Source organism: Rhizorhabdus sp. P4_G6 (assembly GCF_056401045.1).
In genome coordinates this window covers 86,320-98,737 of the sequence record NZ_JBFUKC010000013.1, presented here as the reverse complement: position 1 = coordinate 98,737, position 12,418 = coordinate 86,320, and the positions used below count along the sequence as shown (strand labels likewise).

14 protein-coding genes are annotated in these 12,418 nt (G+C 62.6%); 7 read left to right on the top strand and 7 right to left on the bottom strand.

Annotated elements, in window-relative coordinates; all coding sequences use genetic code 11:
- On the bottom strand, positions 1-588 hold a 588-nt coding region (locus AC1DPF_RS14135), incomplete at its 3' end, for an NAD(P)-binding protein (protein WP_477962001.1).
- A 219-nt stretch (positions 589-807) separates the two neighbouring features.
- On the opposite strand from AC1DPF_RS14135, the gene AC1DPF_RS14130 reads away from it, so the two are divergent.
- Positions 808-1,854 carry a helix-turn-helix transcriptional regulator gene (locus AC1DPF_RS14130; protein WP_477961999.1) on the top strand — a complete coding sequence of 349 codons (1,047 nt, stop codon included), beginning with the start codon at positions 808-810 and terminating at the stop codon, positions 1,852-1,854.
- A 354-nt stretch (positions 1,855-2,208) separates the two neighbouring features.
- Here AC1DPF_RS14130 and AC1DPF_RS14125 read toward each other — a convergent pair whose 3' ends face one another.
- Positions 2,209-2,523: a DUF1905 domain-containing protein gene (locus tag AC1DPF_RS14125; RefSeq protein ID WP_477961997.1), complete on the bottom strand. Its 315-nt coding sequence runs from the start codon at positions 2,521-2,523 to the stop codon at positions 2,209-2,211.
- Positions 2,524-2,587: 64 nt separating this feature from the next.
- On the bottom strand, positions 2,588-2,719 hold the full coding sequence (locus AC1DPF_RS14120) for a hypothetical protein (protein ID WP_477872306.1): 132 nt from the start codon (positions 2,717-2,719) through the stop codon (positions 2,588-2,590).
- A gap of 124 nt (positions 2,720-2,843) precedes the next feature.
- Between AC1DPF_RS14120 and AC1DPF_RS14115 the strand changes: the two genes are divergently transcribed.
- Positions 2,844-3,302 (top strand): MgtC/SapB family protein, encoded by a 459-nt coding sequence (locus AC1DPF_RS14115; RefSeq protein ID WP_477872308.1) that lies wholly within the window; start codon positions 2,844-2,846, stop codon positions 3,300-3,302.
- 18 nt (positions 3,303-3,320) lie between these two features.
- Here the strand turns inward: AC1DPF_RS14115 and AC1DPF_RS14110 are convergent, their stop codons facing one another.
- A complete protein-coding gene (locus tag AC1DPF_RS14110) occupies positions 3,321-3,722 on the bottom strand; it encodes a nuclear transport factor 2 family protein (protein ID WP_477961995.1) in 402 nt (133 codons plus the stop codon).
- A gap of 120 nt (positions 3,723-3,842) precedes the next feature.
- On the opposite strand from AC1DPF_RS14110, the gene AC1DPF_RS14105 reads away from it, so the two are divergent.
- Genes AC1DPF_RS14105 through AC1DPF_RS14095 form a run of 3 tightly spaced genes read left to right on the top strand, consistent with a single transcriptional unit; the run spans position 3,843 to position 6,360 of the window.
- On the top strand, positions 3,843-4,850 hold the full coding sequence (locus AC1DPF_RS14105; protein ID WP_477961993.1) for an NADP-dependent oxidoreductase: 1,008 nt from the start codon (positions 3,843-3,845) through the stop codon (positions 4,848-4,850).
- A gap of 29 nt (positions 4,851-4,879) precedes the next feature.
- Positions 4,880-5,308, top strand: a complete 429-nt coding sequence (locus AC1DPF_RS14100) for a nuclear transport factor 2 family protein (RefSeq protein ID WP_477961991.1) — start codon at positions 4,880-4,882, stop codon at positions 5,306-5,308.
- A 41-nt stretch (positions 5,309-5,349) separates the two neighbouring features.
- Positions 5,350-6,360, top strand: a complete 1,011-nt coding sequence (locus AC1DPF_RS14095) for an NADP-dependent oxidoreductase (protein WP_477961989.1) — start codon at positions 5,350-5,352, stop codon at positions 6,358-6,360.
- A 9-nt stretch (positions 6,361-6,369) separates the two neighbouring features.
- On the opposite strand, the gene AC1DPF_RS14090 is transcribed toward AC1DPF_RS14095, so the two are convergent.
- Positions 6,370-7,134, bottom strand: coding sequence for an SDR family NAD(P)-dependent oxidoreductase (locus AC1DPF_RS14090; RefSeq protein ID WP_477961987.1), 765 nt, complete (start codon positions 7,132-7,134; stop codon positions 6,370-6,372).
- Between the two features lie 69 nt (positions 7,135-7,203).
- Positions 7,204-9,474, bottom strand: a complete 2,271-nt coding sequence (locus AC1DPF_RS14085; protein WP_477961985.1) for a TonB-dependent receptor — start codon at positions 9,472-9,474, stop codon at positions 7,204-7,206.
- A 145-nt stretch (positions 9,475-9,619) separates the two neighbouring features.
- On the opposite strand from AC1DPF_RS14085, the gene AC1DPF_RS14080 reads away from it, so the two are divergent.
- Positions 9,620-10,633: an NADP-dependent oxidoreductase gene (locus AC1DPF_RS14080; protein WP_477961983.1), complete on the top strand. Its 1,014-nt coding sequence runs from the start codon at positions 9,620-9,622 to the stop codon at positions 10,631-10,633.
- Positions 10,630-11,358 carry an SDR family NAD(P)-dependent oxidoreductase gene (locus AC1DPF_RS14075; protein ID WP_477872322.1) on the top strand — a complete coding sequence of 243 codons (729 nt, stop codon included), beginning with the start codon at positions 10,630-10,632 and terminating at the stop codon, positions 11,356-11,358. The genes AC1DPF_RS14080 and AC1DPF_RS14075 overlap by 4 nt, the downstream gene beginning before the upstream one ends.
- Positions 11,359-11,584: 226 nt before the next feature.
- On the opposite strand, the gene AC1DPF_RS14070 is transcribed toward AC1DPF_RS14075, so the two are convergent.
- Positions 11,585-12,343, bottom strand: a complete 759-nt coding sequence (locus AC1DPF_RS14070; RefSeq protein WP_477872323.1) for an SDR family NAD(P)-dependent oxidoreductase — start codon at positions 12,341-12,343, stop codon at positions 11,585-11,587.
- Positions 12,344-12,418: the final 75 nt, after the last annotated feature.

Below are 12,418 nucleotides of genomic sequence, written 5' to 3'. Positions count from 1 at the left end.
GAGCGAACCAGGCGCCATCATGAGAAATCGCGCGCGCAGCACATCGCCACGGTCCGTGCAGACCGCCCAGCGACCCGCATCTTCATCCCATCGAGCTTCGGTAACACCAGTTTCGAATAACGCATTTTGATCGAGGTCGAACCGGTGGGCAACCCTGGTCGCATGGGCAAGAATTTCATCGCCGCTCACATAATTCGCTGTGGGCATGACCCCCATTTCTTCGAGTAACGGCATGTAGATGTAAGCGTCGGTGTCGCAGGCAACACCGGGATAGCGGTTCCAAGACCATACGCCACCAAATCCCGAAGCCTTGTCAATCATTCGGATGTTCTCAACGCCAGCCTTGCGCAATTCCACGCCCGCGACTATGCCGCCCCATCCGCAACCGACAATTACTACTTCCACATCCTCGTTGACGAGATTGCGCGAGTTATTGCCCGCTTGATGGCTGTCGGTAATATCTGCTGCTGGGTCCTTTAGCCGCAAATACTGACCAGCACTGTCTGTGCGCACCCGTATTTCCCGTTCCTCCTGATATCTCTTGATGATATCGGCCAGAGGTGACGCCGCATCTTGCCTTTCGACCATGTCTTCGAGATTCCTTCCTTGCATCGCCCGCCTGCTGGGACGGTCGTTCCATTCGGGTGCCGTGGCTCCACTCGGCGCAGTGCCATGACGCCGGGAGCCGAGTTCCGGGCACCCTGTTCAGGAAACGCCCCGTTTTGATCTCGCTGGCTTGACTTGAGCAGGACATGTTTGCTCATATAACGCGTCACAATTGCTCGCGATTTTGCGGAGGCGCCGACTGTGAGGATCAATGCGCAAAGCGGCGCTGGAGTGGTGTCCTTGTCAGCTGTCGAAGCACTTCTGGAAGTGCTGGAAGCCACGGGCGGTAACATCGAGGAAGCACTAAGCAGCGCGGGCCTGCTCGATCTCAGGCCAATGCTCTGGCGGGGAGGGGAAGCGGAAATCACATGGGAACGCTTCTCTCGATTGTCCGGACATTGCGTGGTCATCTTTCACAATCGGGCATGTGGACGTGACGGTGTCAGACCGCTGCCGGCGAGCTATTTCACCTTCCTCGCGCACTCGGTCCTATCCTGCCCTTGCCTAAGAACGGCGATTACGGTTGCGTCCGGGTTTCAGGAGATGATGCTTGCGAACCGGGGGCATCTGCGCCTGACGCTTTCGGAAGGCATGGCGACTCTGATGCTCGATTTGGGTAATCGCGATCGCGATGTTCCCAATCTGTTGGTTACCATGTACGCGCTTGCCTACTTTTATCGGCTTTTCGGATGGCTGATCCGGGAAGATATTCCGCTGACAGACATGTCGCTGGATTTTCCGGCGGGCGTTGAACAAACGGCATTCAATGCCCTCATCGGCTTCCGCCCAAAATTTAGCCAACCGCGTAGCGCTATTATATTCCCTGAATCCTATTTGAACTACACTGTCAAAAGAACATATCGAGAGCTGCCGGAGATCCTCGAAATTCTTCCATTCGATATGATCCGCTCACAAGACGGTGCACCAAGTCTGAATGATAAGGTCCAGCGGGCAATCCATGCCGCTTTGGATTTCAACTCCCCTATTCCAACAATGCCTGCCCTTGCCAGGATATTCACGCTAACTGTCCCGACATTTCGCCGACGCTTGGCAGCCGAGGGCGCCTCCCTCCGCACGATTCGCAAAAGTTGCCAGATAGGCTTGGCTTCTCGTTTACTAGCAGAAACGAACATCTCCGTAACGGAAATAGCACTACGCAGCCAATATCATGATGCAGCTTCGTTTCGCCGCGCTTTTTATGCATCAATGGGAATGGCCCCTGAAAAGTATCGCAAGTCTGTTAAGTAATTATTACGAGTACTGTGTCGTTGCATTGTGGTATGCATACAGCATTACATGTTACGCGCTATTTAAGTCGAATGCGATTGAAGTCCTAGCGTGTGCGCTTTCCGCCATCAATGGCTGGTGTTGCAATGCGCGCTGATGTGACGGCCGTCCATTTCGAGTCCGTACAGGTATCTAGTCGCCAAAATCACACACTTGGTACCCGACGGCAGATTGGCGTGAAACGACCCATAGCCCACTCGGATGATGCCTCAGGGAGCAATCGGCGAAAGCTGGCGTTTTCGCCCGAGGTTTGGACGCGAGCCGACGCGAAGATGGCTCTAGACTCGATCTGGTTCAATCTGAACGGGATTGAGTCTAGACCCTGATCTCCACGGTCGCCACGTCACCCGCGCCGAGCGCTTCGCGCTTCCGGACATCGGCCTTGATCGGCAGGATGAAGCCGCCGCTGTCGCGCTGGGGGAAGATCGACGTCTTCCAGGACGTGCCGCCGATCCGCGCCTCGACCTTGATCGAGCCGAAGCCGCCGGTCCTCCCGAGCGCGGCGAAGCGGATCTCGGCGGCGGTCTGGCCATCGATCGTCAGGAAATGCCAGCCCGCGCCGGATGGCCGCGATGTCGGCTTCCACAACCAGACCTCGCTCGTGATCGTGAAGCTGTCGCCGTCGGCCATGCTGCAGCACTGTGCCGCGCCGCGCCGCGCGTCAATGCCGTCCTTGGTCGGCGAATCGAGGCGATCAGGCGAAGTTGCCGCCGGACGGCTCGCCGCTCTCCTCGATCTCCTCGACAATCGGGTCGACGGTTATCGCGTCGTCAGGCGCAGGATCGGGTTCCACGGGATCTTCGGGTGGCTCGGGTAAATTCGCCATGTCAGTCTCCTCGCTGCCTTCAACGCGATGTGCCGGAGAAGGGCGCGCAGCGTCGGAGCGATGTCCCCGATAATGCGTTGACCGGTGCGTCTGTGTGGACGGGCGCGTCTTGCCAGGTGCGCGGATGACAGACCATTTCGATCTCCTCCCCCATTTGCTGGCGCTCAGCATCGCCTATCTTCTGGCGCTGCCGATCGGCTGGAACCGCGAGAAGGAAGAGCGCAGCGCCGGCGTCCGCACCTTCCCGCTGGTGGCGGTAGCCAGCTGCGGATTCGTCCAGGCGGTCGAAGTGCTGACCGCCGACGATGCCGGTGCGATGGCGCGCGTGCTCGAGGGGGTGATCGGCGGCATCGGCTTCCTTGGCGGCGGCGCGATCCTGCAGCAGCGCAATTCCGTCAAGGGCACGGCGACTGCCGCCAGCCTGTGGGTGACCGGAGCAATCGGTGTCGCGGCCGGGCTCGGCAGCTACGACGTGGCGGTGATGCTGGCGATCTTCACCATGGCGACGTTGTGGTTCATGCGACCGCTGAAACCCGATCCGAGCGAGCGTGGGGCAGAGGAGAAGGCGGACGCAAAACCCTGAAGCTGGGCAAGGGCAGGCCTATTTTTTCGCGCGGCAGGCCGCGATGATGGTTTCCGGATCGAAATAATAAGGCTTTATCTCGCAGCATTTCCCGTCCCGAAAGCGGAACAGTTCGCACAGTTCGGCGGGCGCCAGCGCTGGATCGGCGAACCTGAACGCCAGGACGGCCACCACGATGTCGCCGCCGACGGTCGTCTGCACCCGCTCCAGTGCCGCGACGTCCATCATGCCCATGACCTTTGAATAGAGATCGCGAAGGGCGTTCCGTCCGCGGTAGACGCCAGCCATGGGCAACCCGTCCGCTTCGGTGATGAAGAAATCCTCTGTCAGCAGGGACGCTGCCCTGTCCCAGTCCCCCGCGCCGGAGGCTGCGTAGAGATCATCGACGAGTTGAAGCATCTCCGAGGCCGACATGACCATGTTCTTCTCCTGCGCGCTGCCGTATTTTCCTCATGGTCATTTCTCCGCCAATGCGCCGCGCCGTGAACCTAGCGATATGGCTAGCCTTGCGGCGGCAGCTTTGCGGCTAGGATCCTCGCCATGAACGGCATTCGTCAGATCATTCTCGTCCGCCGGCCCGTCGGCATCCCCGTGGTGGATGACTTCGCCTTGGTCGAAGCGCCGATGCCCGAACCCGGCCCCGGCGAAATGCTGGTGAAGATGCGGGTCGGCTCGGTCGATCCGGCGATCCGCGGCTTTCTCGACGATCGGCCGAGCTATCTGCCACCCGTCGCGCTCGGCGCGCCGATCAAGGGCATGTCGCTGGGCGAGGTGGTGCAGTCGAACAATCCGGCCTGGCCGGTCGGTACCGTGCTGCGCGCCTTCGCGACCTGGTCGGATCATTATGTGATCGGGGCCGATGCGCTGGGGCTGGAAGCGGTCAATCCGCGTCCCGGTGCGGAGCTGCATCATTATATGGGCGCGCTCGGCCCGGTCGGGCTGACGGCCTGGGTCGGCCTGTTCGCGGTGGGGCAGGCGAAGCCTGGCGAGACGGTGGTGGTCAGCGCGGCCGCCGGCGCGACCGGGTCGACGGTCGGCCAGATCGCGAAGGCGCGCGGCTGCAAGGTCGTGGGCCTCGTCGGATCGCCGGAGAAGGCACGGGTCATCCGCGATCTCGGCTTCGATGCCGCGATCGATTATCGCGCCACGCCCGATATCGCCTCGGAAATCGCGCGTGCCGCGCCCGAAGGGGTCGACGTCTATTTCGACAATGTCGGCGGGGAGACGCTCGAAGCGATCCTGCCGTTGATGCGGCTGCATGGCCGCGTGGCAGTGTGCGGGATGATCGGTCAGTATAATGATGCCGATCGACCCCATGGCGTGACGACCCTGTGGCGGCTGGTGGTCAACCGCATCCGCATGGAGGGCTTCATCACCTATGATTATCCTGACGTCCTGGAAGAGGCACAGCGCGAACTGGACGGCTGGGTCGCCGATGGCCTGCTGAAGCCGCTCGCCAATGTCCGATCCGGATTCGAAACGCTGCCGCAGGCGTTCATTGACCTGATGTCGGGCAGGACCATCGGCAAGACCCTGGTCCTGATCTGATCGAAAAACGAGCTTTGGGAGAGTCTGTCATGCCCTTTACCGGTCCCGCCGAAGACCGTCTCGCGATACGCGAATTGCTGGAAAGCTATGCCGATGCGGTAACCCGCTGCGATCCCATCGCCTGGGCCGCCACCTGGGCCGAAGACGCTGAATGGTCGCTGCCCGATTACCCGGAGATTGGCGTCACGCGCGGCCGGGACGCCATCGTCGCGATGTGGACCGAGGCGATGAAGGCCTATCCCGGCATCACGTTTCAAGCCTGGCCCGGCGCCATCGAGGTCGACGGAGATCGTGCGACGATGCGCAGCTATACGTCGGAAGTTTATGATCAGGGCGACGTCACCATGCGCGACCGCGGCACATATGAAGATGCGTGCGTCAAGGTCGACGGCCGCTGGCTGTTCAGCAGCCGGTCGTTCCGCAATATCCATCGCCAACACGCTCCCAAAGGGGTTTGAAGCCGTGCGGACCGGCACCGTTCCGGCGGTCGCGCGCCGCCATGGCTAGCAATCGCTTCTGGCAGCTCGATCGTCATCCCCACGGCCAGGATTTCGCTGCGGCGCTCAGTCTGCGGAACGAAATCCTGCCGCCGCTGGCGGCGGGCGAGGTAAGGGTTGCGGCGCAGTGGTTATCGATGGACGCCGGAACGCGGATGTGGATGAGCCCGCGCACCGACGGATACCAGCCGCCCTTGCCGCTCGGCAGCCGCATGGTCGGGCTGTGCCTCGGACGGGTGTCGGAGAGCCGCGATCCCCGCTTCGCCGAGGGGGCGCTGGTGCGGGGATTCGGCCAATGGTCGGAATATTCGACGGTGCGGCCCGACGCTGCCGGATTGGAGGTGGTGGACGACGGCGTTGCCGATCCTCGCCAGCATTTCGGGGCGTTGGGACTGAACGCCTGGACGGCCTATGTCGGGGTGGCCGAAGTGGCCCGGATCAGGCCGGGGGAATGGCTGGCGGTCTCGGCCGCTGCCGGCGCGACGGGTAGCCTGGCCTGTCAGATCGGCCGCAACCTCGGCGCCCGCGTGATCGGGATTGCCGGCGGACCGCAGAAATGCCGCTATCTTCGCGACGAGATCGGGGCCGAGATCGCGATCGATTACCGCAACCAGGATGTCGCGCGCGAACTCGCCAGGATCGATGGCGGCGTGCATGGCTTTTTCGACAATGTCGGCGGGCCGCTGCTCGACGCCGTCCTGCCCAACATGGCGCTCTATGGCCGTGTCGCGGTGTGCGGCATGGTCGCCGCCTACGACAATGACGCGCCGCTTCCCGGCCCGGCGCGGTTCGATCAGGTGCTGATGCGGCGCTTGCGGATCGAGGGCTTCTTCATCCCCGATTTCCTCCAGCGCGGTGGGGAGTTCATGCCCAGGCTGCAGCAGTGGCTGGAGGAGGGCCGGCTTGCAATGCGCTTTGCGGAATATGTCGGCATTGAAAACACGCTGGAAGCTTATGGCGCGATGCTCGCTGGCCGTCACATCGGCAAGGTCATCGTGTGCCTGCCCGGCTGAGCGCGGTCCTTATCCGACGACCATGCCGCCATCGACCACGAACTCGGCGCCGGTCACATAGTTGGATTCGTCGCTGGCGAGGAACAGGTTCATGTAGGCGACGTCCTCGGGCGCACCCATGCGCCGCATCGGGATGAGCGCGATCGTCGCGTCGTAATTCTCGGCATTGTCCGCGAGAGCGTCCCCCTGGATATTGGTCGCGATCATGCCGGGATGGACCGAGTTCACCCGGATCGCGTCGGTCGCGCATTCGAGCGCGATCGTCTTGGTCATCAGGCGGACGCCGCCCTTCGCCGCCGCATAGGCCGTGCAGCCCGGCACGCCGATGAGGCCGAGGACCGACGAGATGTTCACGATGGAACCGCCGCGACCCGACGCGCGCATCGCCGCAACGGCCCGTTGGCAGCCGAAAAATACGCTGTCCAGATTGACGTTGAGCTGGCGACGCCAATCATTGGTGGTCACGCCTTCCAGCGGGCCGAGCACGGCTATGCCGGCATTGTTGATCAGTACGTCGAGGCGGCCCTCCTCCGCCTGGATCGCCGCCATGACGGCATCCCAGTCCGCTTCGCTGGTCACATCATGCGCGAGCGCGCGGGCCTTGCCGCCGGCGTCGCGGATCGATTGTGCCACCGCCTCCGCGCCGGCGCCATCGCGGTCGGTGACATAGACGGTCGCCCCTTCCTGCGCGAAGCAGCGCGCGGTCGCGCTGCCGAGACCGGGGACCGAGGCGCCGCCTGTTACGAGCGCAATCTTGCCTGCGAGACGGTTCATGGCATGTCCTGCAAAGATCGGAGGCGCGGGCATTCCGCCCGCGCCTCCAAGGTTGTCAATCGACGGAGATCAGAACTTCACGCCGACGGTCGCGCCATAGGTCCGCGGCTCGCGCGCCGAGGCGAAGGACCACAGGCCAGCCACCGTGAAGGCGGCGGTCGTGCCCCTGTCGTCGAGCAGGTTGCGACCGAACAGCGTCAGATAGGCATCGGTATTGCCCAGCGTGAAATTGGCGGTGATGCTGGCGTCGAGCAGGTTCTGCGTATCGGTGCGAACACGCGGATCATTGCCGTTGACGATGACCGGACCGGTGGTGAGGTTGCCGCTCAGCGTGCCCAGCGAGATCTGCTGGTCATAGGGGCTGATGTGGCGCAGGCCGACCGATGTCACGACTTTGCCGAACGAGGTCGGCATCGTATATTCCGCGCCCACCGAGCCGGAGAATTTCGGGCTGTAGATCGGATTGTTGGCCGAATAGTCGAACGGGACGATCGCCCCGCCCACCGGCGCGATATTGCCTACGATGAAGTTCTTGAACTTGGTATCGAGGAAACCCATCGTCCCCGTCAAGCGAAGCCCTTCGACCGGACGCAGCGTGACATCCAACTCGATGCCCTTGATCGTCGCAGAGCCGACGTTCGACGTGATGGTCTGGTTTCCGGTCGGTCCGCCGGGGATCGTCGTGTTCTGCTGAAGGTCCTTATATTTCGACACGAAGGCGGCAATATTGAACTGCAGCTTGCGGTCGAGCATGTTCAGCTTTGCGCCGGTTTCATAGCTGTCGACCGTCTCGGGCGCGTAGGGCGTGCCGGCCGTGATTGCCGTCGCCGCACGCGGGCTGAAACCGCCTGAGCGATATCCGCGCGACCAGCTGGCATAGACCATGACATCATCATTGGGGCGGAAGTCGACGCCGACCTTCGGCGTGAACTTGTTGAAGCTTCCCTTGCCGTTACCGACGGTCCCGGTCTGGGCGAAGCTGTTGGTCAGCTCCTTCTTGTCATGGGTATAGCGACCGCCGAAGGACAGGCGCCAGCGATCCGCGAAGGCCCAGTTGAAGTCACCGAAGACCGCATAGGATTTGGTGTGGCCGATAACGGTCTGCGGGTTGAGGTCGGCGACCCTGGGATCGATCGCCGTGTTGAAGCCGAACAGGCGCGTCCACTGGGTCAGGTCGTAGCGGGAGTTGAAATAAAAGCCGCCGACCACATAGTCGAACGACGAACCGACCTTGCCCGAAGCCCGCAGCTCCTGGCTGAACTGCCGATAATGCTGTTTCCGATACACATAATAAAGATCGGCGGTCGACGCATCGAAATCCTGCGTCTGTGTCTCCCTGGATTTGCGATATCCGGTAATGGAGGTCAGTTTGACCGCACCGGCATCGAGGTTCATTTCCAGAGTACCGGCAGGCGCGCTGTATTTGCTCGAGGCCGGGCTGTTGAACACGGTGTAGAGATCGCCCCTGGTGTTGCGGTTGCACTGTTCCGCCGGCTCGAACCCACAGAATACTTCGCCGGTCCGGGCGATGTTGCTGTTGACCACGTCGAACGTCTGATTCTGCTTCTCGAGCGTCAGCAGCGCGTCGAAGCTGCTCTCGCGCGGCTTGAACAGCAGCGAAGCGCCGTAATTGTCGTTGTTGGCGCCGCCGGTGCGCTTGCCGGTCACCGCGTTACGGTAATAGCCATCCGATTCATTATGGAAGAAGAAGCCCTTCAGGCCGATCGTCTCGCCATCGCCGATATTGGCCACCGCCCGCGTCGCCCATGTTCCGAACTTGCCGTAGGACGCCTCGAACCTGCCGCCTGCCGTCATCGTCGGCCGGGTGCGCTGGATATTGATCACGCCGCCGATGGTGTTACGGCCGAACAGCGTTCCCTGGGGACCGCGAAGCACTTCGATCTGCTCGATATCGAAGAAGTCGAGCAACTGGCCGGTATTGGTGCCGATGAACACGCCGTCGATCACGACGCCGACAGTCGGCTCCTGCGATTTTTCGATGTCGGCATAGGTGAGGCCGCGGATCGAAAGGTTGGCGGCTTGCGCCCCGGAGTTCTGCTGGGTGATCAACAGGTTCGGCGCGGCCCCCTGCAGGTCGCCGATGTTGGTCGATGCCTTGTTCTCCATCATCGCCGCATTTATTGCGGTAATCGCGACGGGGGTTTCCTGCAGTGTTTCGGAGCGGCGACGGGCGGAAACGATGATCTCGTTCGCATCGGTCGCCTCTGCCGCAGCAGGGGTTTCGGCGGCGGTCTGCGCGAAAGCAGGTACCGAGTAGCTCGCCAGTGAAGTGGTGACGAGTGCCGAGAGAAGAGCTGGGTGCGCCAATTTGGATCGCATGATTTTCCTCACCTTTGGTTGCATCGCTTCTGGGCGGTTATCTGTCCGATGCTTCTACCGGCTGGACCCGGGAGGCCCTACTGGGATTTGTTACAGGTGACTCGTTTCGGCGACATCGCAGACAAGCGCTGGATGGGAGAGTGAGATGCTGATGAACCGACGGTTTCTATTGGTCCGCCGTCCGCATGGCATGCCCGTGCCGGAGGATTTCCGGCTTGCCAAGGAGCCCGTGCCGCAGCCTGCGGCGGGCAGCTTCGTCGTCCGCAACCACTATATTTCCCTGGATCCTGCGCAGCGCGGCTGGATGGACGATGCGCCGAGCTACATGCCGCCGATCGCGCTGGGCGATCCGGTGCGGGCCACCACCGTCGGCGTCGTCCATGCCTCGGCGAACCCTGACTTCCAGCCGGGCGACTGGGTGATGGGCCTCAACGCCGTGGAGGACTATTCGGTAGTAGCCCCAGGTGGGTTCACCAGCCGCATCGACATCTCCCACGCTCCGAGCCCGGCAAGCTTCCTGTCCGCCATGGGCGCGGTGGGGCTGACCGCCTATTTCGGACTGCTGGACGCGGCCCGGCCGAAAGCAGGGGAAACCCTGCTGATCTCGGGCGCGGCCGGAGCTGTGGGATCGGCGGTGGGCCAGATCGGCAAGATTATGGGCTGCCGGGTGATAGGCATTGCCGGCGGCGGCGAGAAATGCCGGAGGCTGATCGACGCGTTCGGCTTCGATGCGGCGATCGATTACAAGGGAAAGACCGTCGACCAGCTGACCGCCGAAATCGCCGCTGCGGCGCCCGCTGGCGCGGACATCGTCTTCGAGAATGTTGGCGGCCTAGTGATGGATGCCGAACTGATGAACCTCGCGCCCCGCGCCCGCGTGGTCCTGTGCGGGCTGATCAGTGAATATAATTCGCCCGAGAAGGTCGGCATCCGCAATCTGTGGCAGGTTCTGGTCAAGCAAGCCACGATCCATGGTTTCCTGATTGCGGCCTATGTCGACCGGTTCGGCGAAGGCGGGGCGCAGATGGCGCAGTGGATTGCCGAAGGCAAGCTCCGCATGGACGAGGATGTGCAGGAGGGGCTGGAGAACGCCCTTTCCGCCTTCATGCGCCTGTTCACGGGTGCCAATACCGGCAAGCTGGTATTGAAGGTCGCATGATGCCTGCGCCCGCGGATCGCCGCCTCGATGGACGCATAGCCCTGGTGACCGGTGCGGCCTCGGGGATCGGTGCAGCCACGGCAAAGCGCCTCGCCGCCGCTGGCGCGCGGGTCTATTCGGTGGATCTGAAGGGCGATGTCGATTGCCATGCCGACGTGACCGCAGCGGGCATCAACGCACGGCTGGTCGCCGAGACGATCGAGCGGCATGGCGGGCTGGACATATTGGTGCCTTGTGCCGGCGTCAGCGCCTTCCATCCGCTGGAAGGGCATGACGACGCCTATTTCGATCTCGTTCTGGCGGTCAACCTCACCGCGGTTTTTCGCCTGATCAGGGATGCCGTGCCGGCGTTGAAACGGTCCCGCCATGGCCGCATCATCACGATCGGTTCAACGCTGGCGCGGTTCGGCGACGCCGGGCTGGTCGCCTATGGCGCATCGAAGCATGCCGTGCTGGGAATGACCCGATCGGTTGCATGCGAGCTGGGCCCGTTTGGGATCACTGCCAACTGCCTGCAGCCCGGCGCCATCGATACCCCCATGACGGCGCCGGCTTTCAGCCAGATGCCGGAGTTCAGGACATATTGGGAGAACAAGGCGCCGCTCGGCCGGCTCGGACAGGCTGATGACATCGCGGATGTCATCGCCTTCCTTGCATCCGACGACGCGCGGTTCATGACGGGGCAGGGCTTCTTCGTCGATGGCGGCGCGATGACCCGGCAATAGAGCCTGTTCATTTAAGCTGAACAAGATACCGCTCATCCAGAGTAGCCATTGAGCGAAGTCGAAATGGCGTATCGAAGGATCGTCCTTCGATACGGGGCCCTTCGACTGCCTGCCAAGGCAGGCGCTCAGGACATGCTTCGCCAGGCTCAGCCCCTACTCTGGATGAGCGGGTTAGCTTAACGAAACAGGCAATACGTTGCCCGGGTCGGGATCGCGCCGCCGATCGTCAGAACTGGACCCGCTTGGTATAGCCGCCGTCGATCACGACATTGGTGCCGGTCGTGTAGGATGCGGCGGGGCTCGCGAGAAACACGATGGTCCTCGCCACCTCGTCCGGCCCCCCCCAGCGGCCGAGGGCAAAGCCTGCCTCGGTGGCCTGGTAGAGTTCGGGCGCCGCCGCCTTGATCGCTTCCCAGTTGCCGCCGGGAAAGGCGATCGGACCAGGCGACACCGCATTGACGCGGATGCCCTTCGGACCAAGCGCCTGGCCGAGCTGCGAGGAATAGGTGAGCAACGCCGCCTTCAGCGCGTTGAAAGCTTGCGGGACTATGAAATTCTCGAACGCCGCGGTGCTGGACATGATGACGATCGAGCCGGAGCCCGACTTTTCGAGATAGGGCTCGAGCGTCTCGCAGCCGATCACCGTACCCTTGACGTCGGCATTGAAGCACATATCCCAGTCGCCGGTCGCGCCCGAGCCGGACGCGCTGGCGCCCGGCACGAAGATGTCGCAGCCGCCCAGCCGGTCCGCCGCCGATTTCAGCCAGGTGGTATAGGCTTCATGATCGGCCATATCGAGCGCTTCGCCGATGATCTTGCCGCCATGGCGCGATAGGGACTCGACGGTCTGCGCCACCCCTTCGGGATTGCGCGAGAAGAACGCGATATCGCACCCTTCTTCCGCGAAGATTTCCACCGCTGCGCGCCCGATGCCGCGGCTGCCGCCGGTCAGGATGACCTTCTTGCCCTTGAGTCCCAGATCCACGATGCACCTCTCGTCCATTTTTTCGGTGGCGTCGGTTGTCGCTGGCGGCCCCTGCCTGCACCACTCGCCTTTTGA

Coding starts and splice junctions, on each gene's coding strand:
- AC1DPF_RS14115 (WP_477872308.1), top strand. CDS start 2,844: ATGACAGACCATTTCGATCTCCTCCCCCATTTGCTGGCGCTCAGCATC.
- AC1DPF_RS14075 (WP_477872322.1), top strand. CDS start 10,630: ATGATGCCTGCGCCCGCGGATCGCCGCCTCGATGGACGCATAGCCCTG.
- AC1DPF_RS14105 (WP_477961993.1), top strand. CDS start 3,843: ATGAACGGCATTCGTCAGATCATTCTCGTCCGCCGGCCCGTCGGCATC.
- AC1DPF_RS14125 (WP_477961997.1), bottom strand. CDS start 2,523: ATGGCCGACGGCGACAGCTTCACGATCACGAGCGAGGTCTGGTTGTGG.
- AC1DPF_RS14120 (WP_477872306.1), bottom strand. CDS start 2,719: ATGGCGAATTTACCCGAGCCACCCGAAGATCCCGTGGAACCCGATCCT.
- AC1DPF_RS14110 (WP_477961995.1), bottom strand. CDS start 3,722: ATGGTCATGTCGGCCTCGGAGATGCTTCAACTCGTCGATGATCTCTAC.
- AC1DPF_RS14100 (WP_477961991.1), top strand. CDS start 4,880: ATGCCCTTTACCGGTCCCGCCGAAGACCGTCTCGCGATACGCGAATTG.
- AC1DPF_RS14085 (WP_477961985.1), bottom strand. CDS start 9,474: ATGCGATCCAAATTGGCGCACCCAGCTCTTCTCTCGGCACTCGTCACC.
- AC1DPF_RS14090 (WP_477961987.1), bottom strand. CDS start 7,134: ATGAACCGTCTCGCAGGCAAGATTGCGCTCGTAACAGGCGGCGCCTCG.
- AC1DPF_RS14095 (WP_477961989.1), top strand. CDS start 5,350: ATGGCTAGCAATCGCTTCTGGCAGCTCGATCGTCATCCCCACGGCCAG.
- AC1DPF_RS14080 (WP_477961983.1), top strand. CDS start 9,620: ATGCTGATGAACCGACGGTTTCTATTGGTCCGCCGTCCGCATGGCATG.